This window comes from Micromonospora sp. NPDC051924, assembly GCF_055586005.1.
Map to the genome: position 1 here is coordinate 20,987 of NZ_JBVJJA010000017.1, position 26,363 is coordinate 47,349.

The window sequence follows — 26,363 nt, forward strand, 5'->3', positions numbered from 1 at the left end:
CTAGTTGGCCGTCCAGCCCCCGTCGAGGGCGATCGAGGCGCCGGTGATGAACGCGGCCGGCGACGAGCAGAGGTACGCCACCAGCTCCGCCACCTCCTCCGGCTCGATCAGCCGCTTGATGGCCGCCCGGGCCAGCATGATCTTCTCGACCACCTCGTCCTCGCCGATGCCGTGGGTGGCCGCCTGGTCGGCGATCTGGCTCTCCACCAGCGCGGTGCGCACGTACGCCGGGTTGATGCAGTTGGCCGTCACCCCGTGCGCGGCGCCCTCCAGCGCGACCACCTTCGACAGGCCCTCCAGGGCGTGCTTCGCCGAGACGTACGCCGCCTTGTACGGCGAGGCGCGCAGCCCGTGCACCGAGGAGATGTTGACGATCCGGCCCCAGCCGTTGGCGTACATGTGCGGCAGCGCGCGGCGGATGAACAGGAACGGCGCCTCCACCATCACCCGCTGGATGTACTCGAAGCGGTCCGGCGGGAAGTCCTGGACGGGCGCGACGTGCTGCAGGCCGGCGTTGTTGACGATGATGTCCACGTCGACGTCGAGCCGGTCCACCGCGGCCGGGTCGGCCAGGTCGATCCCCTCGGCCCGACCCCCCGTCTCGGCGGCCACCGCCTTGGCCGCCTCCACGTTCCGGTCGACCACCAGGACCGCCGCGCCGGCGGCCGCCAGGCGCAGGGCACAGGCCCGTCCGATACCGCTGCCACCACCGGTCACCAGTGCGCTACGACCGGAGAGGTCGACGCGTACGACGTGGGGGACCGCCACGGGTTCTGCCGTCATGGCGCACAAAGCTACGAGCTGTGTGGCCCGCGGCACATGGGGCGACGACACATACTCGACCGCTTCAGTGTGTGGCGCGTGGCCCCTCCCTCGTGCCCCGGCGTGTCCGGTCGGGCAAGCGCCACCGGTGACCAGTAGGGTGTCGAACACACGTACTGCTGGCGGCTGGGGGAGGAGGCGGCGTGCGGGTGCTGGGCGTCGACCCGGGGCTGACCCGGTGCGGGGTCGGCGTGGTCGAGGGCGTGCCCGGGCGGCCCTGCACGCTGGTCGCCTACTACGTCGTCTACACCGACCCGGCCGACGAGCTGCCGCTGCGCCTGCTGCACCTGGACCGCTCACTCACCGACCTGGTCGCCGAGCACCGACCGGACGCGGTCGCCGTGGAGCGGGTGTTCACCCAGCACAACGTCCGCACCGTGATGGGCACCGCCCAGGCCAGCGGGATCGCCGTGCTCGCCGGGGCGCGCGCCGGCCTGCCCGTGCAGACGTACACGCCGAGCGAGGTCAAGGCGGCGGTGACCGGTTCCGGTCAGGCCGACAAGGCGCAGATGACGACCATGGTCACCCGGCTGCTGCGGCTGCCCGAGCCGCCCCGGCCCGCCGACGCCGCCGACGCCCTGGCGCTGGCCATCTGTCACGTGTGGCGCGGCGGCACCCGGTCCAAGCTGGCCATCGCGGCCGAGCGGGCACGACGAGGAGGAGCGCGATGATCGCCAGCGTGCGCGGCACGGTGACCGCGACCGGTCCGGACCACGCGGTGGTGGAAGTGGGCGGCATCGGCCTGGCGGTGCAGTGCGCCCCCGGCACCCTCGCCGAGCTGCGGATCGGCCAGCCCGCCCGGCTGGCCACCAGCCTGGTGGTCCGGGAGGACTCGCTCACCCTCTACGGCTTCGCCGACGACGACGCCAAGCAGCTGTTCGAGCTGCTCCAGACCGCCAGCGGGGTGGGCCCCCGGCTGGCCCAGGCGGTGCTCGCCGTGCACACCCCCGACGCGGTCCGCAAGGCCATCGCCAACGCCGACACCGCCGCGCTGACCCGGGTGCCCGGCATCGGCAAGAAGGGCGCCGAGCGCCTCGTCCTCGAACTGCGCGACCGGATCGGTCCGGTGCCGGTCGGCGCGGACGGCGCCGCCGGGGTCACCGCCGGCGCCTGGCCCGAGCAGGTCCGGCAGGCCCTGGTCGGGCTGGGCTGGACGGCCGGCCAGGCCGAGCAGGCGGTGGCCGCGGTCGCGGAGACCGTCGACGGCGAGGTCCCGCCCGTGCCGGTCCTGCTCAAGCAGGCCATCCGCCTCCTGGGCCGGACCCGATGACGGGCGACAACCTCGTCTCGGCGTACGTCAGCGACGCGGAACGGGACGCGGAGGCCAGCGTCCGGCCGAAGCGCCTGGAGGAGTTCATCGCCCAGCACCGGGTCCGCGACCAGCTCGACCTGCTGCTCCAGGGCGCGCTGCGGCGCGGCTCCCCGCCCGACCACATTCTTCTCTCGGGGCCGCCTGGCTTGGGTAAGACCACCCTGGCCAACATCGTGGCGGCCGAGCTGGGCTCGGGGATCCGGGTGACCAGCGGCCCGGCGATCGAGCGCTCCGGCGACCTGGCCGCCATCCTGACCAGCCTCACCGAGGGCGACGTCCTGTTCATCGACGAGATCCACCGGATCGCCAAGCCGGCCGAGGAGCTGCTCTACAGCGCGATGGAGGACTTCCGGGTCGACGTGGTGGTCGGCAAGGGGCCGGGCGCCACCGCCATCCCGCTCGACGTCGAGCCGTTCACCCTGGTCGGCGCGACCACCCGGTCCGGGCTGCTCACCGGCCCGATGCGGGACCGGTTCGGCTTCGTCGCCCACCTCGACTTCTACGCCCCGGCCGACCTGGAGGCGCTGCTGAAGCGGTCCGCCCGGATCCTCGGGGTGCCGATCACCGAGGAGGGCGCGGTGGAGATCGCCGGCCGGTCCCGGGGCACGCCGCGCATCGCCAACCGCCTGCTGCGCCGGGTGCGGGACTTCGCCGAGGTCCGGGCCGACGGGGTGGTCACCCTGGAGACCGCCCGGGCCGCCCTCACCGTGTACGACGTCGACGCGCTCGGGCTGGACCGGCTGGACCGGGCGGTGCTCACCGCGCTGGTCGACTCGTTCCGGGGCGGACCGGTCGGGCTCTCCACCCTCGCCGTGGCGGTGGGGGAGCAGCCGGACACGGTGGAGGAGGTCTGCGAGCCCTTCCTGGTGCGCGCCGGCCTGCTCGCCCGTACGCCCCGGGGTCGGGTCGCCACCGAGGCCGCCTGGCACCACCTGGGGCGTACGCCGCCGAATGGTACATTTGGCACGGATGCCCCTCCAGCGCCCGATCTGTTCTCGGTGCAGACCGATCAGCCGTGATCCGAACGTGATCTGTGCCGCATTCGGTCTTCCCAGGAGCAGGGACTAGACTTCGCCGCGGTCTGTACAGGACGTGAGAATCCGCCTCCGCTCCGGTGCCCCTCGGGGTCGGTCGGGGGCCAATGGGAAGGTCGACAACCGTGCTTTACGCAGCAGCGAGTGGCGGGGGAGCGGGCGGTCTGACGCCGATCCTCATGATCGCTCTGCTCTTCGGCGTCATGTACTTCATGATGATCCGCCCCCAGCAGAAGCGTCGCCGCGAGGCCGAGCAGATGCAGTCCGCGATCGCCCCGGGCGACGAGGTGGTCACCATCGGCGGGCTCTACGGCACGGTCACCGACATCGAGGACGAGACCGTCCTGCTCGAGGTGGCCCCGGGCGTGCAGACCCGGTACGCCCGCCCGGCCATCGCCCGGGTGGTCAACCGGGCCGAGGCCCCGGAGGCCGAGACGATCACCGAGGAAGCCGAGCCGGTCAAGGAGTGACCGCCGGCCCCGGACGGGGCAGCGGATTCACCGATACAAGTGGATAGTTGGGTCGGCGTCCGACGCCGACACGCGTACCTCCCGCCCGACGCCGCCGCGTCGTGGGCCGGGAGGCGTGTCGGCCGGTGACGTCGACCCGCCAGAGCAGTCGGGCGGACACCCCCGGCCCGACTTCGTCGCCGCTGCCCAGCGGCGCGACCGTACAGGGAGACAAGACAGCCGTGGCACCACCTCAGGGACAGATGCGCCCCGGACGGCAGCTCGCCGTGCTCGGGCTCATCTTCGTCGTCCTCTATCTCTTGGTGTTCTTCTCGGGCGGCGCCAGCGGTGGCTGGAAGGACCGGCTGGAGCCCCGGCTCGGCCTGGACCTGATCGGCGGCACCCGGCTGACGCTCGAGGCCACCAACAGCCTGGACGGCAAGCCTCCGACGGCCGCCAACCTCGAGGAGGCGCGCCAGATCATCGAGAGTCGGGTCAACGCGTACGGCGTGGCCGAGGCCGAGGTGGTCACCGAGGGCAACCGCAACATCGTCATCTCCCTGCCCGGTGAGAACCGGGACCTGACCAACGTCGGCAGCGCCGCCGAGCTGCGCTTCCGCAAGGTCCTCAAGGCCACCGACGGCAGCGGCGCGGTCGCCGCCCCGGCCCCGAGCCCGAGCGCCAGCGCCACCCCGGCCCCGTCCGGCAGCGCGACGCCGAAGCCGTCCGGCAGCGCCTCGCCGAAGGCCAGCACCGGCGCGAAGGCGACCGCGTCGCCGAGCGCGGGCGGCCAGGGCGGCATGGCGCCCACGCCGAGCGCCAGCGCCGCCGCGCCGACGCCGTCGGCCTCGGCCAGCGCAGCGCCGGCCCCGAGCGCCAGCGCCGAGCCGGTGCCGCAGAGCGTCGAGCAGCAGCGCAAGGCCGTCGAGCAGAAGGTCGGCCCGGCCGCCTGGGCGGCCGCCTCCGGGCTGCAGGCCCCGGCCGACCTCACCATGGACCCGTCGCTGGCCGAGAAGCTCAAGCCGTTCAGCACCCTCTCCCCGCAGGAGATCTCGGCGCTGCCGGTCGACATGCAGTTCAACGTGCCGACGATCAGCTGCGCCCAGCTCGACAAGCGGCCGGCGGCGTCGATCAAGGACGAGAAGCAGCGGGCGGTGGCCTGCGAGTCCGGCGCCAAGTACCTGCTCGACGTGGCGAAGGTGCTCGGCACCGACGTCAGCAACGCCAACGCTGTGCTCGACCAGACCAGCCAGTGGGTGGTCAGCCTGAAGTTCACCGGCAAGGGCCAGGAGAGGTGGACCGAGCTGACCCGCGAGGCGTTCAACAACGAGGGTCAGGCCTGCGACCAGACCGCGCTCGGCCAGGACGGCAAGTGCCGCGTCGCGGTGGTCCTGGACAACGAGATCGTCTCCTCCCCGGAGATCCAGGGCGTCCTGACCGGTGACTCGCAGATCACCGGCAGCTTCAACAACAAGAGCGCGAACGCGCTGGCCAGCCAGCTCCGCTACGGCGCGCTGCCGGTCACCTTCGTGCCGCAGGAGCAGCAGAACGTCACCGCGACGCTGGGCTCCAGCCACCTCCAGGCGGGCCTGCTCGCGGCCGGCATCGGCATGCTGCTGGTCATCATCTACTCGTTCTTCTACTACCGGCTGCTCGGCTCGGTCATCTTCCTCAGCCTGGTGCTGTCCGGCCTGCTGGTCTTCGGCGCGCTGGTGGTGCTCGGCCGGTCGATCGGCTTCACCCTCACCCTCGCCGGCATCGCCGGCATGATCGTCTCGCTCGGTGTGGCGGCGGACTCGTTCGTCATCTACTTCGAGCGGCTCAAGGACGAGATCCGCGAGGGGCGGAGCCCGCGCAGCGCGGTGCCGCGGGCGTGGGTCCGGGCCCGCCGGACGATCATCTCGGCGAACGCGATCACCCTGATGTCCGCCGTGGTGCTCTACATCGTCTCGGTCGGCGCGGTGAAGGGCTTCGCCTTCGCGCTCGGTCTGGCGACCGTCCTGGACCTGCTCGTCGTCTTCCTCTTCCGTCACCCGATCATGACGATGTTCGCCCGGACCCGGGCGTTCCTGTCCCCGCGGGTCAGCGGTCTCGGCCGGGCCCTGCCGGCCCGGTCGGCCGAGCAGGCCACCGCCCGCAACCCGCGCGTCAAGGAGGCCTGAGATGGCTAAGACTGGTCTGGCCGCCCGGCTCTACCGGGGCGAGGCCGATCTCAACATCGTCGGCAAGCGCAAGCTGTGGTTCAGCGTCGCCGGTGTGCTGGTGCTGATCGCCGTGCTCAGCTTCGCGATCCGGGGCTTCAGCCTCGGCATCGAGTTCGCCGGCGGCAACTCGTTCCAGGTGCCGGCCAGCGTCGGCACGATGGCGCAGGCCGAGGACAAGGTCAACGCCGCGCTGAGCTCCGACGGCGGCGGCGCCCAGGTGGTCACCGCGCAGAAGGTCGGCAGCACCAGCGGTCAGTACTACGAGCTGCGTACCACGCAGCTCAGCGCGGACCAGGCCAACGCGGTCAAGACCAAGATGGCCCAGGAGTTCGGCATCCAGCCGGACCAGATCAGCGGCAGCCAGGTCTCCGAGGCCTGGGGCAGCCAGGTCACCTCGCGGGCGCTGCTCGGTCTGCTGATCTTCATCGCGGTGGTGGCGATCTACCTGGTGCTGCGCTTCGAGTGGCGGATGGCGGTCGCCTCGATCGCCTCGCTGCTCACCAACCTGGTCCTCACCGCCGGCATCTACTCGCTGGTCGGCTTCGAGGTCACCCCGTCGACGATCATCGGCTTCCTCACCATCCTGGGCTTCGCGCTCTACGACGTGGTGGTGGTCTTCGACAAGGTCCAGGAGAACACCCGGGGCATCACCGCGAACAACAACATGACCTACGGAGAGGCCGCCAACCTGGCGCTCAACCAGAGCCTCATGCGGTCGCTGAACACCTCCGTGGTCGCCCTGCTGCCGGTCGGTGGTCTGCTGTTCATCGGGGCGGGCCTGCTCGGCGCCGGCACGCTGAAGGACCTCGGTCTGGTGCTGTTCGTCGGTATGGCCGTCGCGTTCCTGACCTCGATCCTGCTGGCCACCCCGCTGCTGGTGCTGCTGAAGAACCGGGACCCGCGGATCAGCGCCCACAACAAGCGGGTGCTGGGCCGGCGCGGCGCCATCGCCCGCGGCGAGATCGCCCCGAAGGGCGCGCCGAAGGCCGCCCCGACCGCCGACGAGACCATCGACCCGGAGGCGGCGGCCCTCGCCGGCGTCGCGCCGAAGGTGGGCGCGCGGCCGGCCGGCAAGCGTCCCACCGGCGCCCGGGGTGGTCGCCCCAGCGGCGGCGGGGGCAACCGGCCGGGCGGTGCGAAGCGCCGCTGACCGGGCCGGGGGAGACCCGGTAGAAATCGACCGGACGGCGTCCGCCATGCTGTGCGAGCAGCATGGCGGACGCCGTCGTCGTTCGAAGGGACATGGGACGCACCGTGACGGAGACCCACACCACCGGGGTACGGGGGGACAGCGGCCCCGAGGTCGCCCAGCTGGTTGCCAGCCGGGTGCTGGACGTGCCGGACTTCCCCAAGCCCGGGGTCATGTTCAAGGACCTGATGCCGCTCTTCGCCGACGGCGACGTCTTCCGCGAGGTGATCGACGGGATCATCGCCTACCACGGGCGTGCCTCGTTCGACGCGGTGGCCGGCATCGAGGCGCGGGGCTTCGTGCTGGCCGCGGCCATCGCGTACGCCACCGGAGTCGGCGTGGTGCCGATCCGGAAGGCGGGCAAGCTGCCCCGGGCCACCCACTCCGCCTCCTACGCGTTGGAGTACGGCGAGGCGACCCTGGAGGTGCACCAGGACGCGTTCACCGCCGGCCACCGGGTCCTCGTGGTGGATGACGTGCTGGCCACCGGCGGCACCGCCGAGGCCACCCTCGACCTGGTCGAGCGGGCCGGCGGCACGGTGGCCGGCTTCACCGTGCTGCTGGAGCTGGGCTTCCTCAAGGGGCGTGAGCGGCTCGCCCCCCGTCCGGTCCATGCCCTGCTGACCGTTTGACATCTCGGCCCGTCGGGCCGACCCGGCGCGGTCCGTCCGGCGGAGCGGCGACGTACCGTGCGTGCGGGTAGCATTGCCCTTTGCTGACCGGACGGGTGACCGTCCGGCGGCGCGACGGCCGGCCGCACGGCCGGTGCGGGGCCGCCGGGACCGCGAGGTCCCCGGTGGCCGGAGCGGACCACGTCGGCCCGGGGCGGTCGACGCGGAACAACGCCGGCCCCTCGGCCGGTTGAACAGGACGTCGGCCGGACGGCCGGCGCATCCCCGGCGAGCGGTGAGGAGGCCGGTGTCCCACGATGTCGTCCCTCCGGTGGAGGGCACGGTGCACCCGACAGGCGACGCGGACGGCTCGGTGACCGAGCGGAGCGGCAACCCGCCGGCCCGGGTGACCGGCGCCTCCGGCGGCGGGCCCGACCCGCAAGCGGACGGCGGCGCGGTCGTGGTGCCGTTCCCGGCCGAGGCCGCGGGCGACCCCTCGCCCAGCGGCGGGTTCGCCCTCTCCAACGCGCCTACCGGCCGGCGGGTGCGGGCCCGGCTGGCCCGGTTCAACGCGCCGTGGCAGACCTCGCAGGTGAGCGAGGTCCTCGAGCCGCTGATCGCCACCCACCGGGAGAACCACCCCAAGGCCGACGCCCGGCTGCTCCAGCGCGCCTTCGACACCGCCGCGCGCTGGCACTCGGGTCAGTACCGCAAGTCCGGTGACCCGTACATCACCCACCCGCTCGCCGTGGCGACCATCCTCGCCAACCTCGGGATGGACACCACCACCCTGGTCGCCGCGCTGCTGCACGACACGATCGAGGACACCGAGTACACCCTCGACCAGATGCGGGCCGACTTCGGCGGCGAGGTGGCCCTGCTGGTCGACGGCGTGACCAAGCTCGACAAGGTCAAGCTCGGCGACGCCGCCAAGGCGGAGACGATCCGCAAGATGGTCGTGGCCATGGCCAAGGACCCGCGGGTCCTGGTGATCAAGCTGGCCGACCGGCTGCACAACATGCGTACGCTGACCTTCCTGCCCCGCCCCAAGCAGGAGCAGAAGGCCAAGGAGACGCTGGAGATCCTGGCTCCGCTCGCCCACCGCCTCGGTATGAACACCATCAAGTGGGAGCTGGAGGACCTCGCCTTCGGCACCCTGTTCCCGAAGCGGTACGAGGAGATCAACCGCCTGATCGGGGAGCACCAGCCGCAGCGGGAGGCGCTGCTGCGCCAGGTGACCCAGAAGGTGTCGACCGACCTGAAGGCCGCCAAGATCAAGGCGGAGACCACCGGGCGGCCGAAGCACCTCTACTCGATCTACCAGAAGATGATCGTGCGGGGGCGCGACTTCAACGACATCTACGACCTGGTCGGGGTGCGGATCCTGGTCGACACGGTGCGGGACTGCTACGCGGCGCTGGGCGTCATCCACGCCAACTGGCAGCCGGTGCCGGGCCGGTTCAAGGACTACATCGCCATGCCCAAGTTCAACATGTACCAGTCGTTGCACACGACGGTCATCGGGCCCACCGGCAAGCCGGTGGAGATGCAGATCCGCACCTACGCGATGCACCGCACCGCCGAGTTCGGCATCGCCGCGCACTGGAAGTACAAGGAGCACAAGGGCACCCCGGTCGTCGGCCCGCCGGCGCACATCGACGAGATGACCTGGCTGCGCCAGCTGCTCGACTGGCAGCGCGAGGCGGCCGACCCGAGCGAGTTCCTCGACGCGCTCCGGTTCGACCTGTCCAGCCAGGAGGTGTACGTCTTCACCCCGAAGGGTGACGTCATCCCGCTGCCGACCGGGTCGACGCCGGTGGACTTCGCGTACGCGGTGCACACCGAGGTCGGGCACAAGTGCATCGGGGCGCGGGTCAACGGCAAGCTGGTGCCGCTGGAGTCGACGCTCTCCAACGGCGACGTGATCGAGATCTTCACCTCGAAGTCCGAGACGGCCGGCCCGACGCAGGACTGGCTGGGGTTCGTCAAGAGCCCGCGCGCCCGCACCAAGATCCGCCAGTACTTCAACAAGGAGCGGCGCGAGGAGGCGATCGAGGCCGGCAAGGACTCGATCGTCAAGGCGATGCGCAAGCAGGGCATGCCGTTGCAGCGGATGCTCACCTCGGACGCGCTGATGGCGATCGCCCGGGACCTGCACCTGGCCGACGTGGCCTCGCTCTACGCGGCGGTCGGCGACAGTCAGGTCTCGGCGCAGTCGGTGGTGCAGAAGCTGATGGCCGCGTACGGCGGCGAGGAGGGCGCGGCGGAGGACATCGCCGAGACCGCCGTCGCCACCCGGCCGCCGCGCAGCCGGCAGAACAGCAGCGACCCGGGCGTGGTCGTGCGCGGGGTCAGCGACGTCTGGATCAAGCTGGCCCGGTGCTGCACGCCGGTGCCGCCGGACGCCGTCTTCGGCTTCGTCACCCGCTCCGGCGGGGTGAGCGTGCACCGGGACGACTGCGCCAACGCCGAGGACCTGCGGGCGCAGAGCGAGCGGGTGGTCGAGGTGAGCTGGAAGCTCACCTCCGCCTCCACCTTCCTGGTCGCCATCCAGGTGGAGGCGCTCGACCGGCACAAGCTGCTGGCCGATGTCACCCGGGTGCTCTCCGACGAGCGGGTCAACATCCTCTCCGCGACCGTCACCACCACCCGCGACCGGGTGGCGGTGAGCCGGTTCAGCTTCGAGATGGCCGACCCGAAGCACCTGGGGCACCTGCTGGCCGCGGTCCGCAAGGTCGACGGGGTCTTCGACGCGTACCGGGTCACCTCGGGCGCCTGACAACCCTCCAACGCACGGAAAAGCGCCCGCCGGCTCAGCCGGCGGGCGCTTTTCCGCGTGCTGCGGGGTGGGTCAGCCGCCCTGGATGGCGCTCATCGACAGCTTGTTGATGACGATCTCCTTCTTCGGGTGACCGCCACCGGCCTGCTTGGCGAAGGCGCCGTCGTCACCGGCTGCCGCGACCTGCTTCACCAGGTCCATGCCGCCGGTGACGGTGCCCACCACGGTGTAGTTCGGGTCGAGCTGCGAGTCGCCGTAGACGATGAAGAACTGGCTGCCGGTGCTGCCCTGCTGGCCGGAGTTGGCCATCGCGATGACGCCGTCCGGGTACGGCGGCCGCTTGTCGGTCGGCAGGTTCTCCTCGGACATGTTGTAGCTCGGCCCGCCGGTGCCGTCGGTCTCCCGCCAGCCCTTGCCGGTCGCGCTCGGGTCACCGCACTGGAGCACCTTGATGCCCTCGGTGACCAGCCGGTGGCACTTGGTGTTGTCGAAGAAGCCCTTGCTGGCCAGGTAGGTGAAGCTGCCCGCGGTGCAGGGCACCTCGCCCCGGTTGACCGAGGCGGTGATCGGACCCAGGTTGGTGTCGATCGTCATGGTCTGGGTGCCCTTGTTGTCCTGCTGGTTCGGGGGCACGCCGACGTCCTTGATCTGCTTGGACCGGGCCTCCTTCGGCACCTCGGTGTAGGTGCACTGGGAGTAGCCGGCCGTGTTGGCGGTGTCCGCCTTCTTGTCGTCACCGCCGAGCGAGGTGACCAGCCAGACCGTGCCGGCCACCACGAGCACCAGCACGGCCGCGGCCCCGACGATGGCCTGGGTCTGCCGGCGCTTGCGGGCCTTGGTGGCGCGCTCGGCCATCTCCCGCTCGAGTCGGGCCCGCGCCGCCGCGCGCTGCCGCTCTCTCGTGGACGTCACGGTCACTCCTCCGGTGTTCTCGGGTGCGGCGCTGCCGCTGCTGTTCAGGGGGCGGACGGGCCGGGTCAGCCGGCGCTCGGGCTGGCCGCCGGCGCGCTGGTGGCGGCCGGGGCCGCGTTCACCTCGCCGACGGTGAGGCTCTGGATCACCACGTCCGTCTTCGGCTTGACCTTGGCTCCGCTCCCATTGTCCACGGTCGGGAGGGCACCGATTTTCGCCAGCACGTCCAGCCCGCCGGTGACCTTGCCGATCACCGGGTACTTCGGCTGGGCGGGGTTGAAGTCCTTGAAGAAGATCAGGAACTGGCTGCTGTTGGCGCCGGGCGGGTTCGCGATCATCGCGATCGTGCCCTTCGGGTACGCCGGGGCCTGGCCCGGGGCCGGCGAGGCGGACGGGCTCGGCGCCGCGGTGGGGACGTTCTCGTCGTAGAACGAGTACGTCGGCCCGCCGATGCCGCTGCCGCTCGGGTCGCCGCAGCGCAGCGCGCCCTCGGTGGTGATCTCGTGGCACTTGGTGTTGTCGTAGAACGACTTGCCGGCCAGGTACGAGATGCTGGCCGCCGCGCACGGCGCCGAGGCGACGTCCAGCTCGGCGGTGATCGGGGCGCCCTGGTTGGTGGTGACCGTCATCGCCCGGCTGCCCGAGGTCGGCAGGCCGGTGGTGGCCGGGGTGCCGACGTCCTTGAGGTTGGTGTTGGCGCTGGCGTCCTGCGGAGTCCAGAGGCAGACGTCCTCGGCGGCCTTCTTCTCCGGCTTCGAGTCGAACGCGCCGAGCGCCCAGGCCGAACCGACGACGATCAGCGCGAGCACCACCGCGGCGCCGACACCGGCCTGGATCTGCCGGCGTCGCTTGGCGGCCGCCGCCCGCCGGGCGAGCTGCCGGTCGAGCTTGGCCCGCGCCAGTTTGCGCTGCCGGTCCCTGCTGGAAGCCACCCGTGCTCCCCTTCCTCTACCCTGGTCCTCGCCGACGCCCGGGCGCCGTCCGCCCGGTCGTGGGCAGGTGCGCCACGCCACACGCCCGCCAGAGTGTACGGCTACCGGCTGGGAAAGTGGTGTCCGAGGTCCGGCCTCGATGTATCGGGCGTTGTCACTGTGGCTGGCGGGGCTGCCGCGACCAGTGGGCCGGCGGAAAGCGGTGGCCGGTGCGACTAGGCTGCTGAACGGGACGACGACTGCAACGGAAGGGGAGCGGACGTGCTCGTGGCCGGCTTTCCCGCGGACGCCTTCGGCACCAACTGCTACGTGGTGGCGACCGCGCCGGGGGAGCAGTGCGTGGTGGTCGACCCCGGAATCGGGGTCCTCGACCGGCTCGACGCCGTGCTCGCCGAGCACCGCCTGCACCCGGCCGCCGTGCTGCTCACCCACGGCCACCTCGACCACACCTTCTCCGTGGCCCCGGTCTGCGGCGCGCGCGGCATCCCCGCGTACGTCCACCCGGAGGACCGCGAGCTGCTGGCCGACCCCGGCAAGGCGCTCTCCATGGACCTCACCCAGCTCTTCGGCGGGCGGCTGCCGTACACCGAGCCGGACGACGTGGCCGAGCTGACCGACGGTGCCACGCTGAGCCTCGCCGGCCTGGAGATCACCGTCGACCATGCCCCCGGCCATACCGGCGGGTCGGTGCTGTTCCGGATGCCCGGCGCCGGCTCGCCCTGGGAGGCCGAGCAGATCTGCCTCTCCGGTGACGTGCTCTTCGCCGGCTCGATCGGCCGCACCGACCTGCCGGGCGGCAGCATGCCCCGGATGCTGTCCAGCCTGCGGGAGAAGGTCCTCCCGCTGGCCGACGACACCGTCGTCCTGCCCGGCCACGGCCCCGCGACCACCGTCGGCCGCGAGCGCGCGACCAACCCGTACCTCCTCGAGGTGGCGGGGACCGGCGGCGCGCGCCCGGCTGCGCCCACCCGCGGCCTGTAGCGCCGCTTTCGACCTTCCCGCGCCGGCAGCGCGGGCTCTGAAGGAGCATCATGAGCAAGCCCACTCCCATTTCTGGCTTTCCCGAGTGGAACCCGTCGCAGCGGATGATCGAGCAGTTCGTGCTCGATCGCATTCGCAATACCTTCGAGCTGTACGGCTTCGCGCCCCTCGAAACCCGCTCGGTCGAGCCGCTCGACCAGTTGTTGCGCAAGGGGGAGACCTCCAAGGAGGTCTACGTGCTGCGCCGCCTCCAGGCCGACACCGACGGTCCGGCCGGCGACGACGCGCTCGGCCTGCACTTCGACCTGACCGTGCCGTTCGCCCGGTACGTGCTGGAGAACGCCGGCAAGCTGCAGTTCCCGTTCCGCCGCTACCAGATCCAGAAGGTGTGGCGGGGGGAGCGCCCGCAGGAGGGTCGCTACCGGGAGTTCCTCCAGGCCGACATCGACATCGTCGACCGGGACACCCTGCCGGCCCACTACGAGGCCGAGATGCCGCTGGTCATCGGCGACGCGCTGCGCTCGCTGCCGATCCCGCCGGTGCGGATCCAGGTCAACAACCGGAAGATCTGCGAGGGCTTCTACCGGGGCATCGGGCTCACCGACCCGGAGGCGGCGCTGCGCGCGGTCGACAAGCTCGACAAGATCGGCCCGGCGAAGGTGGCCGAGCTGCTCGCGGAGACCGCCGGGGCGAGCGAGGCACAGGCCAAGGCGTGCCTGGCGCTGGCCGAGATCTCCGCGCCGGACGCCTCGTTCGCCGACGCGGTGCGCGCCCTCGGGGTGAGCGACCCGCTGCTGGACGAGGGCATCGCCGAGCTGGTCGCGGTGGTGGAGACCGCCGCCGCGCACTCGCCCGGCCTCTGCGTCGCCGACCTGCGCATCGCCCGCGGCCTGGACTACTACACCGGCACCGTCTACGAGACGCAACTGATCGGGTACGAGCGGTTCGGCTCGATCTGCTCCGGCGGCCGCTACGACAACCTGGCCAGCTCCGGCAACGTCCGCTTCCCGGGCGTGGGCATCTCGATCGGGGTGACCCGGCTGCTCGGCCTGCTCTTCGGCTCGGGCGCGCTCGCGGTCTCCCGGGACGTGCCGACCTGCGTGCTGGTCGCGGTGACCACCGAGGAGGAGCGGGCGGCCAGCAACAAGGTCGCCGAGGCGCTGCGCTCCCGGGGCATCCCCACCGAGGTGTCGCCGAGCGCGGCCAAGTTCGGCAAGCAGATCCGGTACGCCGAGCGGCGCGGCATCCCGTACGTCTGGTTCCCCGGCGCCGAGGGCGACGAGGTGAAGGACATCCGCTCCGGCGAGCAGGTGGCGGCCGCGGCAGGCGAGTGGACCCCGCCCCGGGCGGACCTGAAGCCGCTGGTCGGGCCGGCTCAGACTGGCGCCTGAGGACGATTCGACTTACGGTGGCGTAACTTACGCTGCCGTAGGGAGATCGTCGTGACCGTGCTCAGCCAGACCGCCCTGCTCCACGAGCTCGAACCCGTCGTCGGGAAGAACCTCGACCGGCACCTGTCGGTCGCCAAGGAGTGGTTCCCGCACGAGTACGTGCCGTGGAGCGAGGGGCGCACCTTCGACGGCCCGCTCGGCGGCGAAGCCTGGTCGGAGGCGGACAGCCGGCTGCCCGACGTGGCCCGGACCGCGCTGATCGTCAACCTGCTGACCGAGGACAACCTGCCCTCGTACCACCACGAGATCGCCACCCTCTTCGGCCGGGACGGGACGTGGGGGACCTGGGTGCACCGGTGGACGGCCGAGGAGGGGCGGCACGGCACCGCCATCCGCGACTACCTGACGGTGACCCGGGCGGTGGACCCGGTGGCGCTGGAGCGGGCCCGGATGGTGCACATGTCGAACGGGTACGTCAACGCCCACGACGACGAGGTGCTGCACTCGCTGGCGTACGTCTCGTTCCAGGAGCTGGCCACCCGGATCTCGCACCGCAACACCGGTCGGGCCGCCGGCGACCCGGTCTGCGAGGCGCTGCTGGCCCGGGTGGCGGCCGACGAGAACCTGCACATGGTCTTCTACCGCAACCTGCTCGGCGCGGCCTTCGAGCTGGCCCCGAGCCAGGCGATGCGCGCGGTGGCCGACGTGCTGGCCGAGTTCCAGATGCCCGGGGTCGGCATCGAGGGCTTCGCCCGCAAGTCCGTGGCGATCGCCCTGGCCGGCATCTACGACCTGCGCCAGCACCGTGACGAGGTGGTCGTACCCGTGCTGCGCCAGTGGAACATCTTCGACGCGACCGGCCTGGACGCCGACGGCGAGGCCGCCCGCGACCAGATCGCCGCCCACCTGGACACCCTGGAAACCCAGGCCGCGCGCTTCGAGGAGAAGCGCGCCGCCCGCGCCGCCCGCCTCGCCGCCGCCCGCTGACCCGCCCCTCGCCCCCGTCCGCGGGGGTGAGGGGGATCAGGCGGGCTGGTCCAGGGGGAAGAGGAGGCAGGTGGAGGTGGCGTGGGCGATGAGGCGGGCCCTGGTGTCCGTCAGGCGGGCCTCGGCGAGGGCGGTGCGGCGGCCGCGCTGGAGGACCGTGCCCTCGCAGCGCAGGGTGCCGCTGGCCACGGTGACCGGGCGGAGGAACTTCACGTTCAGGTCCAGCGAGGTGTAGCCGACGCCGACCGGCAGGGTGGTGTGCACCGCGCAGCCGGCGGCGGTGTCCAGCAGCGTGGAGATGATCCCGCCGTGCACGGTGCCGAGCGGGTTGTAGTGGAACTCCTGCGGCACCAGCTCGACGGCGACGCGACCCTCGTCCGCCTCCATCCGGGCCATGTCGATCAGGTGCATCACCGGCGGCGCGGCCAGCTCGCCGGCGATCATCGCGCGCAGCAGCTCCAGCCCGCTGCGGCGGCCGACGTGCGCGGCCCCGGCGACCGGGTCGCTCCAGGAGAACGTGCGGCTGCGGTCCTGCGTCTGCGTCATGGACTCAGCCTCGCAGCGCGTTGCTGAGTCTGTCAATCAGACCTAGCCTGGTTGGCATGAGACCTGCGGCACTGGACTGGTCGGTGGAGAACTGCACCATCGCCCGCGCCATGGAGATCCTCGGCGAGCGGTGGACCCTGGTCGTGCTCCGGGAGGTCTTCAACGGCATACGCCGCTTCGACGACATGCGGGTGCGCACCGGCATCCCGCGCCAGGTGCTCACCAACCGGCTCGCCATGCTGGTCGAGCAGGGGGTGCTGCGGCGGGAGCCCTACCGGGAGCCGGGCAGCCGGGTGCGGCACGAGTACCGACTGACCGACAAGGGGCTCGACCTGTGGCCGGTGCTGGTGGCGGTGCTCGGCTGGGGCGACCGCTACCTGGCCGACCCGGACGGCGCACCCCTCGCCGTCAGCCACCGTGACTGCGGCGCCGAGGTCCGGGTCGCGCTGCGCTGCGCGCAGGGGCACGAGGTGACCGACCCGCGTGACGTGCTGCCCCGGCCGGGGCCGGGCGCCCGGCGCCGGGTCTGAGGGCGCGGTCCGGCGCGCGGACCGCCCGAGGGTCCGCGCGCCGGGCGGGGGAGGGGCTACCAGCCGAAGCCGTTGGCGTACGAGACGCTGGCGAGCACCGCCTGTCCGCTGGTGTTGGGGTGGAAGTAGTCCCAGGTGGAGACCTGGCTCAGCACGAACGGGTAGTTGAACACGGCGTTGTCGTCGAAGTCGCAGTTCGCGCCGTACGCGGTGCAGGCCTGGGCGAGCTGGGTGTTGAAGTCGATCACCCGCTGCCGGACCCGGGCCCGCCGGTCCACGTCGGTCTGGCTGGTGGACGTCGGGTTCGCCAGCATGGACTGGCAGATGCCGAAGAGCGACCAGGCCGAGCGGGCGCTGCCGCTGTCCTTGCCCACGTACCAGAGGCGGTAGATGTCCGGGATGCTGATCACGGCCACCCGGGCGTTGGGCAGGCCGGCCTTGATCCGGTTGAGCGCGCTGTCGACGTTCGCCCGGAAGGTGGTCACCGGGGTCATGGTGGACTCGGAGCTGGTGCAGGCGTCGTTGGCGCCGATCAGCATGGTGACGTACTCGACGCCCTGGCTGACCGCGCTGCCCGCCTGGCCGTACATGTCGGCGGACTTGGCCCCGGTCCTGGCGTCGTTGTAGTTGCGGCCCTGAATGTTCGGGTTGACCGCGCGGATCCGCAGGTAGTGGCTGTTCACACTGGAGTAGTCGCCGGTGCTGAACGAGCGCGAGGTGCAGTCGGAATACCAGCCGCAGGCGTTGAAACCGCGGGTGATCGAGTCACCCATGCTGGCCATCGAGTTGGGGGGTGGGGTGGCGGCGGCGACGGCGGGGCTGGCGGCGAGCAGGACGAGGGCGGTGGCGCTGGCGAGGGCCGCCAGCGCGCGGCGGGTGAGGGTCATGGTGGCCTCCGGATCACGGGTGCCGGCGTGACTGCGGTGGCCAGATCGTATAGACGCTGCTCTGTGTCCACAATGTTGCGCCGCGGTTACCGGGGGCGGCGGGGCGAATTCGGGCAAACGGACGTCTTGCTTACGATCTTAAATATGTGAATACTTTGGTCACTCGGCCGGTTTCCCCAGGTCGGCCGGGTTGTCCCCGGGCGCGTCCCTGTGACGGCGCCCGTCACCCCCATCCGGAGGTTGTTACATGCGACCCACGAGGTCCTCGCTGCGCCGCGCTGCTGCCATCGCTGTGGCCGGCACCCTGGTCACCGGCTCGCTCCTCGGCGCACCCGCCCAGGCGGCCCCTGCCTCGCCCGCATCCCCCGACGCCGCCGCCGCCCTCGCCGCCCAGCTCGGTGACCGCGCCGCCGGCACGTACGCCGACGCCAGCGGCAAGATGATCGTCGCGGTGACCGACGCCGCGGCCGCCCGCCAGGTGCGCGCCGCCGGCGCGACCGCGAAGATCGTCACCCGCGGCGCCGACCAGCTCCGCGCCGCCACCGCCGAGCTGGAGCGGTCCGCCAAGATCGCCGGCACCGCCTGGTGGACCGACCCGGCCACCAACCAGGTGGTGATCTCCGTCGACAGCACGGTCACCGGCGCCAAGCTGGCGCGGGTCGAGGCCGCCGCCGCCCGCACCGGCGGCGCCGTCCGGATCGAGGCCGAGGCCGGCACGCTGACCACCCGGATCTCCGGCGGCCAGGCCATCTACAGCAGCGGCTACCGCTGCTCGCTCGGCTTCAACGTGCGCAGCGGCTCCGGCGTCTACTACTTCCTCACCGCCGGGCACTGCACCAACCTGGGCTCGTACTGGTACTCGAACTCCAGCCAGACCTCGCTGCTCGGCACCCGGGCCGGCACCAGCTTCCCGGGCAACGACTACGGCATCGTGCGCTACAGCATCGCCTCGCAGCCGGGCAACGTCTACCTCTACAACGGCACCTACCAGGACATCACCACGGCCGGCAACGCGTACGTCGGCCAGGCCGTCAAGCGGTCCGGCAGCACCACCGGCCTGCGCAGCGGCAGCGTCTCGGCCACCAACGCGACCGTGAACTACGCCGAGGGCAGCGTCTACGGCCTGATCAAGACCAACGTCTGCGCCGAGGGTGGCGACAGCGGTGGCTCGCTCTTCGCCGGCAGCACCGCCCTGGGCCTCACCTCCGGCGGCAGCGGCAACTGCACCACCGGCGGCACCACCTACTTCCAGCCGGTGACCGAGCCGCTGAGCGTCTACGGCGTCAGCGTCTACTGATCGACCCCGCGAGCGGGCCGCCGGGCGACCGGCGGCCCGCTCCGCGTGTCGGCGGGGTGCCGCGAGTGCGGGTCAACCGCCGGCCGCCGGCCGGCCGGGAGTGACCGGCGGGCCGCCCGGCTGTGCCGGCCGGTCGGGTGGGCGGGGCGGAGCTGCGTCGGCGGCGAACCACTGCTGGTGCGCCCGGCGGGCGGAGAGCACCGCGAGCAGGGGCCAGAGGGCGACCGCCACCGCCGTCACCCGCTCCGCCAGCCCGGTCCGGGACCCGCCGGTCACCTCCACCACGAACCAGCCGAAGAGCGCCAGCAGCAGCGCCGTCGCGGTCAGCGCCACCGGCCGCCGGAACGCCCACGGCGGCTCCGCCCGGACCGCCGCCGGAGGCAGCCGCAGGGCCGCCCCGGCCGGCCACAACACCAACGCGAGCACGGCGACCGTCGCCACGGTGCCGTGCGCCATCGAGCCACCGACCTGCGGCCGGGGGAAGGCGATCAGCGCTACGGTGGCCGCCCCGCCCACGCCGAGCAGGAACCGGGCCGGCAGCCCGGCGGCGTGCAGCACGGCGGCGGTGGCGAGGTAGCAGCAGCCGAGCAGGACCAGGCAGCCGGTCATGATCCACGGGTCGGTGGCGGCCGGGCCGGCCAGCTCGCTGAGGGTGTCCCGGACCGGGTCGTACCCGGCCGGTTGCCGGGCGCCCGCCACGGTCCAGCCGGTCACCAGCAGGACGGGCGCGGCCGCCGCCGTGACCACGGCCCAGACCGGTACGGCTCGCATCCGGCCACGGTAACCGCCGTCCGGCCGGTCGGGGGTCAGGCCGGCGTGATCCGGGCGTCGGTGAGCACCGCGATGGAGGTCGGCGACTGGCACTCCACGGACAGGATGAGGTCGTCGGCACCGGAGACGTCGGCGGAGAGGTTGGCCGGCGCGCCCTGGTGGGCGTCCGCGAACCCGCGCTCCAGCCGGTCCACGCTGTCGTCCGGTTGCTTGACGGCGACGTACACGGTGACCCGTACCGTGTCCTGCGGGTCGTCCGGCGAGTACGCCCGCACCCCGAGGGTGAGGTCCTGGTAGCGGCGCCGCAGCTCGTAGGTCACCTCGCGCTGCTTGTCCTGAGCCACGTTCTCCGGGCAGCGGACGGCGATCGCCCGGTCCAGACCGGCCTGACCCTCGAGCGCCCGGGGCAGTGGGGCCTTGTTGGCCTCGCCGGCCTTCGGCTTCAGGCTGTCCACGTGCACGGTGGCCGGCCCGGAGGTCGGGGGAGCGGCGGTGGACGTCCCGGTCGTCGGTGCGGTCGCGCCACCCGGGCTCGGCGCGCCGGTCACGCCGGCCGGGGTCGGGCCGGCGTCCGAGTCGGTCTTCTCCCAGCCGAAGTAGTCCCGCAGCAGGGCACCCCCGCCGAGGAGGACGCTGAGCACCGCGGTGACCGTGGTGATCCACACGACCCAGTTCGGGCCGTCACGACCCTCGGCCCGACCGGCCTCGACGGACTGCTCCTTGTCGACGGTCGCCACGTCTCTCCCCGGTTGTCTGTGGTCGACGCGATTGCGTCCGTGTTTCTATCATCACGTCGGTCCACAAGCGACTCCGCGTACCCCTGCTGTCCGCTTGGCGACAGCGCACGTTCCTTGATCCTGCGATAACCGCAGTTCGTCCGACCGTCACCTGTTCAGGAGAACCGCCCATGAGCGAGCCCCGCGGGCCGAACGACGCCCAGCCGACCTTTCCGGGACCGAACCCGCCCGCCGCCGGTGGCGCGGCTCCGCCCGGCGCCCCCGGCCGGCCCGCCACGCCCCCGCCCGCGGGTGGCGTCCCCGGTCGGCCCGCCGCGTCCGCCCGTCCGGCCGGGCAGGGGCTGACCCTGCTCGCCCTGGGCGTCGCCGGGCTCGCCCTGCTGCTGGCGTTCGGTTCGGCGATCTTCGCCTGGCGGGCCATCGACCAGGCGAAGGACGCGAAGGAGATCGCGCTGCGGCCCGCGGCGGCCGGCACGCCGACGACCGGTGGGCCGGGTGGCGGGCAGCCGACCACCAGCGCACCCACCGAGACGGAGAGCACCGTCCCCGACGACACGCCCCAGTCGCCCGGGGAGGCGCCCGCACTCAACGAGCGGACGGTCTACCGGCCCCGGTACGAGAAGCAGACGCTGGTCCTCAAGGCGGCCTGCGACTACTCCCAGTACGCCGACCTGGACGAGCCCCGGACGCAGAACGACGAGGCCGGGGCGGACATCCGGTTCACCGTGGGCTGCGGCAACGACCCCTCGACGCTGCGCCTGGCGGACGGGGTCAAGGGCACCGACGCGGCCACCGCGGGCATGAAGCCGCAGGAGTGCGCCGACAAGATCCGTACCGCGTTGATCGGTGAGAATCAGCTGGTTCCGGTCATCAAGGGCAAGGCGATCTGCGTCACCACCGACTACGCCGACGCCAAGGCGCACGGCAGGCCGTGGCGGATGGCGCTGATCGAGGTGGTCGGCGTGGCCAACGACGGCGCGGCCACTATCCAGGTGACCGGCTGGGACATCCCCGACGCCTGAGCCGGGTCGGTCGCCCGGGTGACCGGGTTGCCGGGTGGCGCGGGGCGCGCTCCGCCAAGCTGACAGAATGCGGGGGCAGCCCGTTCAGCGATGAGGAGACGCAAGCCGTGATCCGTACCCACAATGCCGGAAGCCTGCGCGCGGCGGACGCCGGCTCGACGGTGACGCTCGCCGGGTGGGTGGCCCGCCGGCGCGACCACGGTGGTGTCATCTTCGTCGACCTGCGCGACGCCTCCGGCGTGGTGCAGGTCGTCTTCCGCGAGGAGGACGCGCACGCGCTGCGCAACGAGTTCTGCGTGAAGGTCACCGGCGAGGTGACCCGCCGCCCGGAGGGCAACGAGAACCCGGACCTGCCGACCGGCGAGGTCGAGGTGACCGCCAGCGCGCTGGAGGTGCTCTCCGAGGCGGCTCCGTTGCCGCTGCCGGTCGACGACCAGATCGAGGCCGGCGACGACATCCGGCTCAAGTACCGCTACCTGGACCTGCGCCGCAGCGGCCCGGCGAAGGCGATGCGGCTGCGCTCGCGGGCCAGCCAGCTCGCCCGCACGGTGCTGCACGAGCGGGACTTCCTGGAGATCGAGACCCCGACGCTGACCCGCTCCACCCCGGAGGGCGCCCGGGACTTCCTGGTCCCGGTCCGGCTCCAGCCGGGCAGCTGGTACGCGCTGCCGCAGTCGCCGCAGCTGTTCAAGCAGCTGCTCATGGTCGGCGGCATGGAGCGGTACTACCAGATCGCCCGCTGCTACCGGGACGAGGACTTCCGCGCCGACCGGCAGCCGGAGTTCACCCAGCTCGACATCGAGATGTCGTTCGTCACCGAGGACGACGTGATCGATCTCGGTGAGGCGATCGTGTCGGCGCTCTGGTCCGACCTGGCCGGCTACGAGATCCCCCGGCCGATCCCGCGGATCACCTGGCACGACGCGATGTCCCGGTACGGCTCGGACAAGCCGGACCTGCGCTACGGCGTCGAGCTGACCGAGCTGACCGACTACCTGCGCGGCACCGAGTTCCGGGTCTTCGCCGGCGCGATCGACGCGGGCGGCTACGTGGGCGCGGTGGTCATGCCGGGCGGCGCGAGCCAGACCCGCAAGGAGCTGGACGGCTGGCAGGACTGGGCCAAGGCGCGCGGCGCGCGCGGCCTGGCGTACGTGGTGCTCGACGCGGAGACCGGCGAGGCGCGCGGCCCGGTGGCCAAGAACCTCTCCGCGACGCACCTGGCCGGGCTGGCCGACGCGGTCGGCGCCAAGCCGGGCGACGCCATCTTCTTCGCCGCCAGCGCCGAGACCCGGGAGGCGCAGGAGCTGCTCGGCGCGGCCCGGATCGAGATCGCCAAGCGGGCCAACCTGGTCGACGAGAGCGCCTGGGCGTTCTGCTGGGTGGTCGACGCGCCGATGTTCGAGAAGACGGACGAGGGCGGCTGGACCGCCGTGCACCACCCATTCACCTCGCCCAACGCCGAGTGGGTGGACCGGTTCGAGGAGGCCCCGGACCGGGCCCTGGCCTACGCGTACGACATCGTCTGCAACGGCAACGAGATCGGTGGCGGCTCGATCCGTATCCACCGCGGCGACGTGCAACAGCGGGTCTTCGACCTGCTCGGCATCACCGCCGAGGAGGCGCAGGACAAGTTCGGCTTCCTGCTGGAGGCGTTCAAGTACGGCGCCCCGCCGCACGGCGGCATCGCGTTCGGCTGGGACCGGGTCTGCATGCTGCTCGCCGGCGCGGACTCGATCCGCGAGGTCATCGCCTTCCCGAAGACCCGGGGCGGTTTCGACCCGCTGACCGGCGCGCCGACGCCGATCACCGCGCAGCAGCGCGCCGAGGCCGGCATCGACGCGAAGCCGAAGGCGCCGACCGGCCCGCACGCCGGCACCGCCGGCCCGGCCGCCCCGGTGGCCGACCCGACCTGATCGGTTTATGGAAGGCCCGCGTCAAGAATGACGCGGGCCTTCTCCATGACTGGAGGTACGAGATGACACTGCTCGTGGTGGGCGCCAGCGGCTTCCTCGGCGCCGAGGTGTGCCGGCAGGCGGTCGCCGCCGGGTACCCGGTGGTCGGCACGTACCACTCGGCCGCCGTCGCGGTCCCGGGCGTCGCGGCCCGCCGGCTCGACGTCACCGACCGCGCCGCCGTGCGCGCGCTGCTGACCGAGGTACGCCCCGACGCCGTCATCAGCACCCCCTACCGGTACGACGACTGGACGGTCACCGCGGACGGGGCGGCTCACGTCGCGTACGCGTCCGCCGAGGTGGGGGCGCGGCTGGTGCACCTGTCCAGCGACGCCCTGCACGCCGGGCGCCCGGAGCCGTACCTCGACGACGACGTGCCCAGCCCGATCTTCCCGTACGGGGCGGCGAAGGCGGCGGCTGAGACCGCGGTGCGGGCGGTCGACCCGGCGGCGGTGCTGGTGCGCACCTCGCTGATCGTGGGGGAGGGGAGCAAGCAGATCCAGCTCTGCCGGGACGCGCTGGCCGGCCGGGCGTCCCTCTTCACCGACGAGGTGCGGTGCCCGGTGGACGTGACGGACCTGGCCGCCGCCGTGCTGGAACTGGTCCCCTCCGACTACGCCGGCCTGCTCAACGTGGCCGGACCGGACGGGGTGAGCCGCGCGGAGATGGGACTTCTCGTGGCGCGGCGTCACGGCCTCGACCCGGGCAGCCTGAAGACCACCACCAGCGCGGCGGCCGGCCTGCACCGCCCCGCCGAGGTGCGCCTCGACTCCTCCCGTGCCGCCGGCCTGCTCCGCACCCGGCTGCGCGGGGTCACCGAACTTCTCGCCTGACGCTCGTCGGCCCACCTGTCGGATCATGCACACTTTCTATGCACAACTCTTGTGCATAGAAAGTGTGCACAGATATTGTGCAAGGCATGGAGAACGAAGGGGTGCATCCCGCGCCACGGGCCGTCCGGCTCGACCACCGGCAGGTGCGGGTGCTGGCACACCCGCTGCGGATGCGCCTGCTCGGCGCGCTGCGGGTCAAGGGGTCGTCGACCGCCACCCGCCTCGCCGAACTGCTCGGCACCAACACCGGGGCGACCAGTTACCACCTGCGCCAGCTCGCCGAGGTCGGCCTGGTCGCCGAGGACCCGGATCGGGGCACCGGCCGGCAGCGGTTCTGGCGGTCCGCGCACGACGTCACCAACTGGGAGCCCAGCGACTTCGACGACGACCCGGACGCCCGCGCCGCCATCGAGTGGATCCAGAGCGACCAGGTGCGCCACCTCGCCGAGCATGCCGAGCAGTGGTTCGCCGTACAACACGAGTGGCCGCCGGCCTGGCGGGACGCCTTCGGCATGGGCGACATCTTCATGAGCATCCCGCCGGCCCGGCTGGAGGCGCTCAAGGCCGAGCTGTGGCAGCTCCTCGAGCGCTACCGCAACGAGGCCGACCCGGCCGAGCCCGGCGCCGAGCAGGTGCAGCTCTGGCTCGCCGCCTACCCGCTGTCGAAGGAGTTCCGGTGAGCGCCCTGTCCGTACGCCAGGTCCGGTTCCGCTACCTCACCCTCTACGCCCTGCGCTGGCTCCCCGCCGGCCTGATGATCCCGGTGATGATCCTGCTGATGCAGGAGCGCGGCCTGACGCTCACCCAGATCGGCCTGGTCGGCACCGCGCAGGGCCTGATCGTCCTCGCGCTGGAGCTGCCTACCGGCGGCTTCGCGGACGCGCTCGGCCGCAAGCCGGTCCTCGTCGCCGCCTGGATGATCTGCCTGGCCTCGCTGGCCATCTTCGCGCTGGCCGACACCTTCTGGCTCTTTTTTCTCTCCTGGGCGTTGCAGGGGGTCTACCGGGCGCTGGACAGCGGCCCGCTGGAGTCCTGGTACGTCGACGCCACCCTGGCCGCCGACCCCAAGGCCGAGTACGAACGCGGCCTGGGCTGGGCCGGCACCGTCATCGGCCTCGCCATCGGCGCCGGCGCGCTGCTCAGCGGCGGGCTGGTCGCGCTGGGCCCGGTCGGCCCGGTGAGTGCGCTGACCCTGCCGGTGCTGGTCGCCATCGCCCTCCAGGCGGTCTCGATCGGGGCCCTGCTGGTGATGCTGGTCGAACACCGGTCGGCCAAGGGCCTGCCCGCGTTGCGCGCCTCGGTGGTCGAGGCGCCACGGATGGTGGGTCAGGCGGTCGGCCTGCTCCGCCGCTCCCGGGTGCTGCTGGCGCTGGTCGCGGTCGAGCTGTTCTGGGGCTTCGGCATGGTCACCTTCGAATCGCTGCTGCCGATCCGGCTCTCCGAAGTGGTCGGCAACGCCGACCGCGCCGCGGCTCTGCTCGGGCCGGCCGGCTCGGCGGCCTGGCTGGCCAATGCCGCCGGCGCCGCGCTCACCCCGTTCCTGCTGCGCCGGCTCGGGGCCGCGCCCGCCGCCGCGCTGATGCGGATCCTGCAGGGCGTGACGGTCGTCGGCATGGGCCTGCTCGCCGGCCCGGTCGGGGTGCTCGTCGCCTACCTGGCCTGCTACACCGTGCACGGCGCGTCGAACCCGCTGCACATGGGGCTGCTGCACCGCCAGGTCGACGGGCCGTACCGGACCAGCGTGCTCTCGATGAACTCGATGATGGCCCAGCCGGCCGGGGCGCTCGGCGGGGTCGTGCTGACCGCGCTGGCGGACCGGACCAGCGTCAGCCTCGCCATGCTGGTCGGCGCGGTGGTGCTCGCCCTGGGCGCCCCGCTCTACCTGCCCGCCTGGCGGGCGAGCCGGGCCGCCGCGGCCGGCGCCGGTGGGCCGGCCACGCCCGGGGAGAGTGCGCCGGCGGCGGCCGAAGCGGTGCCGTCCGGGGCGAGTCCGGTCGCGGCGACCGGTCCCGACGGCAGCCTCGCCGGCCCCGCGCCGGTGGCCGTCCCGACATCGGACCCGGCCGGTGCCGCCACCCGGTCCGCCTGATGGATGCCAGCCGGCCAGCCGGACGCCGGGGTGGACAAGGCTGGCCGGACGCACGAACTTGATGACGCGAACGACTCACACCCGGGATACGGGCGT

General features: G+C 72.5%; 24 protein-coding genes and 1 pseudogene. 18 read left to right on the forward strand and 7 right to left on the reverse strand.

Annotation, left to right across the window (positions count from 1 at the left end; genetic code table 11):
* Entirely contained in the window at positions 1–783 is a 783-nt protein-coding gene (locus ACZ6S5_RS15720; RefSeq protein ID WP_466000870.1) for a 3-hydroxybutyrate dehydrogenase, read from the reverse strand.
* A gap of 182 nt (positions 784–965) precedes the next feature.
* On the opposite strand from ACZ6S5_RS15720, the gene ruvC reads away from it, so the two are divergent.
* The 8 genes and pseudogenes from ruvC to ACZ6S5_RS15760 form a co-directional block, all read left to right on the forward strand.
* The gene (gene ruvC / locus ACZ6S5_RS15725) at positions 966–1,493 is read left to right on the forward strand and encodes a crossover junction endodeoxyribonuclease RuvC (protein ID WP_466000872.1); all 528 of its coding nucleotides are present in this window, start codon (positions 966–968) and stop codon (positions 1,491–1,493) included.
* Complete coding sequence (gene ruvA, locus ACZ6S5_RS15730) at positions 1,490–2,092, forward strand: Holliday junction branch migration protein RuvA (protein ID WP_466000874.1); 603 nt, start codon at positions 1,490–1,492, stop codon at positions 2,090–2,092. The genes ruvC and ruvA overlap by 4 nt, the downstream gene beginning before the upstream one ends.
* Complete coding sequence (ruvB, locus tag ACZ6S5_RS15735; protein WP_466000876.1) at positions 2,089–3,153, forward strand: Holliday junction branch migration DNA helicase RuvB; 1,065 nt, start codon at positions 2,089–2,091, stop codon at positions 3,151–3,153. Before ruvA ends, ruvB begins: the two co-directional genes overlap by 4 nt.
* A 140-nt stretch (positions 3,154–3,293) precedes the next feature.
* On the forward strand, positions 3,294–3,638 hold the full coding sequence (gene yajC, locus ACZ6S5_RS15740) for a preprotein translocase subunit YajC (protein ID WP_466000878.1): 345 nt from the start codon (positions 3,294–3,296) through the stop codon (positions 3,636–3,638).
* A gap of 221 nt (positions 3,639–3,859) precedes the next feature.
* Positions 3,860–5,779 carry a protein translocase subunit SecD gene (gene secD / locus ACZ6S5_RS15745; protein ID WP_466000880.1) on the forward strand — a complete coding sequence of 640 codons (1,920 nt, stop codon included), beginning with the start codon at positions 3,860–3,862 and terminating at the stop codon, positions 5,777–5,779.
* A 1-nt stretch (position 5,780) separates the two neighbouring features.
* Positions 5,781–6,971, forward strand: a complete 1,191-nt coding sequence (gene secF / locus ACZ6S5_RS15750; RefSeq protein WP_466000882.1) for a protein translocase subunit SecF — start codon at positions 5,781–5,783, stop codon at positions 6,969–6,971.
* Positions 6,972–7,075: 104 nt separating this feature from the next.
* Positions 7,076–7,642: an adenine phosphoribosyltransferase gene (locus tag ACZ6S5_RS15755; RefSeq protein WP_466000884.1), complete on the forward strand. Its 567-nt coding sequence runs from the start codon at positions 7,076–7,078 to the stop codon at positions 7,640–7,642.
* Positions 7,643–8,120: 478 nt separating this feature from the next.
* A pseudogene (locus ACZ6S5_RS15760) lies at positions 8,121–10,400 on the forward strand (RelA/SpoT family protein); the annotation flags it as partial.
* A 72-nt stretch (positions 10,401–10,472) separates the two neighbouring features.
* On the opposite strand, the gene ACZ6S5_RS15765 reads toward ACZ6S5_RS15760, so the two are convergent.
* Together ACZ6S5_RS15765 and ACZ6S5_RS15770 are read right to left on the reverse strand one after the other, a co-directional pair.
* Positions 10,473–11,312, reverse strand: a complete 840-nt coding sequence (locus ACZ6S5_RS15765; protein ID WP_466000886.1) for a peptidylprolyl isomerase — start codon at positions 11,310–11,312, stop codon at positions 10,473–10,475.
* Between the two features lie 65 nt (positions 11,313–11,377).
* Complete coding sequence (locus ACZ6S5_RS15770; protein WP_466000888.1) at positions 11,378–12,244, reverse strand: peptidylprolyl isomerase; 867 nt, start codon at positions 12,242–12,244, stop codon at positions 11,378–11,380.
* A 261-nt stretch (positions 12,245–12,505) separates the two neighbouring features.
* Here ACZ6S5_RS15770 and ACZ6S5_RS15775 point away from each other — a divergent pair, with 261 nt between their 5' ends.
* The 3 genes from ACZ6S5_RS15775 to ACZ6S5_RS15785 are packed head-to-tail and all read left to right on the forward strand — an operon-like array spanning position 12,506 to position 15,603.
* Positions 12,506–13,225, forward strand: coding sequence for an MBL fold metallo-hydrolase (locus ACZ6S5_RS15775; RefSeq protein WP_466000890.1), 720 nt, complete (start codon positions 12,506–12,508; stop codon positions 13,223–13,225).
* 50 nt (positions 13,226–13,275) lie between these two features.
* Positions 13,276–14,616 (forward strand): histidine--tRNA ligase, encoded by a 1,341-nt coding sequence (gene hisS, locus ACZ6S5_RS15780; RefSeq protein ID WP_466000892.1) that lies wholly within the window; start codon positions 13,276–13,278, stop codon positions 14,614–14,616.
* Positions 14,617–14,667: 51 nt separating this feature from the next.
* A complete protein-coding gene (locus tag ACZ6S5_RS15785; protein ID WP_466000894.1) occupies positions 14,668–15,603 on the forward strand; it encodes an acyl-ACP desaturase in 936 nt (311 codons plus the stop codon).
* Between the two features lie 36 nt (positions 15,604–15,639).
* Here ACZ6S5_RS15785 and ACZ6S5_RS15790 read toward each other — a convergent pair whose 3' ends face one another.
* Positions 15,640–16,149, reverse strand: a complete 510-nt coding sequence (locus ACZ6S5_RS15790) for a PaaI family thioesterase (protein ID WP_466000896.1) — start codon at positions 16,147–16,149, stop codon at positions 15,640–15,642.
* 56 nt (positions 16,150–16,205) lie between these two features.
* On the opposite strand from ACZ6S5_RS15790, the gene ACZ6S5_RS15795 reads away from it, so the two are divergent.
* A complete protein-coding gene (locus ACZ6S5_RS15795; protein WP_466000898.1) occupies positions 16,206–16,679 on the forward strand; it encodes a winged helix-turn-helix transcriptional regulator in 474 nt (157 codons plus the stop codon).
* A gap of 56 nt (positions 16,680–16,735) precedes the next feature.
* Here the strand turns inward: ACZ6S5_RS15795 and ACZ6S5_RS15800 are convergent, their stop codons facing one another.
* The gene (locus tag ACZ6S5_RS15800; protein WP_466000900.1) at positions 16,736–17,566 is read right to left on the reverse strand and encodes an SGNH/GDSL hydrolase family protein; all 831 of its coding nucleotides are present in this window, start codon (positions 17,564–17,566) and stop codon (positions 16,736–16,738) included.
* A 247-nt stretch (positions 17,567–17,813) separates the two neighbouring features.
* Between ACZ6S5_RS15800 and ACZ6S5_RS15805 the strand changes: the two genes are divergently transcribed.
* A complete protein-coding gene (locus ACZ6S5_RS15805; RefSeq protein ID WP_466000902.1) occupies positions 17,814–18,863 on the forward strand; it encodes a S1 family peptidase in 1,050 nt (349 codons plus the stop codon).
* Positions 18,864–18,935: 72 nt separating this feature from the next.
* Here ACZ6S5_RS15805 and ACZ6S5_RS15810 read toward each other — a convergent pair whose 3' ends face one another.
* Both ACZ6S5_RS15810 and ACZ6S5_RS15815 read right to left on the reverse strand, forming a co-directional pair.
* Positions 18,936–19,634, reverse strand: a complete 699-nt coding sequence (locus tag ACZ6S5_RS15810; protein WP_466000904.1) for a DUF998 domain-containing protein — start codon at positions 19,632–19,634, stop codon at positions 18,936–18,938.
* A gap of 35 nt (positions 19,635–19,669) precedes the next feature.
* Positions 19,670–20,371 (reverse strand): hypothetical protein, encoded by a 702-nt coding sequence (locus tag ACZ6S5_RS15815; RefSeq protein ID WP_466000906.1) that lies wholly within the window; start codon positions 20,369–20,371, stop codon positions 19,670–19,672.
* A 170-nt stretch (positions 20,372–20,541) separates the two neighbouring features.
* Between ACZ6S5_RS15815 and ACZ6S5_RS15820 the strand changes: the two genes are divergently transcribed.
* From ACZ6S5_RS15820 to ACZ6S5_RS15840, 5 genes are all read left to right on the forward strand, one after another.
* On the forward strand, positions 20,542–21,393 hold the full coding sequence (locus ACZ6S5_RS15820; RefSeq protein ID WP_466000908.1) for a hypothetical protein: 852 nt from the start codon (positions 20,542–20,544) through the stop codon (positions 21,391–21,393).
* Between the two features lie 107 nt (positions 21,394–21,500).
* Positions 21,501–23,306, forward strand: coding sequence for an aspartate--tRNA ligase (aspS, locus tag ACZ6S5_RS15825; protein ID WP_466000910.1), 1,806 nt, complete (start codon positions 21,501–21,503; stop codon positions 23,304–23,306).
* A gap of 62 nt (positions 23,307–23,368) precedes the next feature.
* Positions 23,369–24,178 (forward strand): SDR family oxidoreductase, encoded by an 810-nt coding sequence (locus tag ACZ6S5_RS15830; RefSeq protein WP_466000912.1) that lies wholly within the window; start codon positions 23,369–23,371, stop codon positions 24,176–24,178.
* Between the two features lie 86 nt (positions 24,179–24,264).
* Complete coding sequence (locus ACZ6S5_RS15835; RefSeq protein ID WP_466000914.1) at positions 24,265–24,858, forward strand: helix-turn-helix domain-containing protein; 594 nt, start codon at positions 24,265–24,267, stop codon at positions 24,856–24,858.
* On the forward strand, positions 24,855–26,267 hold the full coding sequence (locus tag ACZ6S5_RS15840; RefSeq protein ID WP_466000916.1) for an MFS transporter: 1,413 nt from the start codon (positions 24,855–24,857) through the stop codon (positions 26,265–26,267). Before ACZ6S5_RS15835 ends, ACZ6S5_RS15840 begins: the two co-directional genes overlap by 4 nt.
* Positions 26,268–26,363 lie beyond the last annotated feature (96 nt).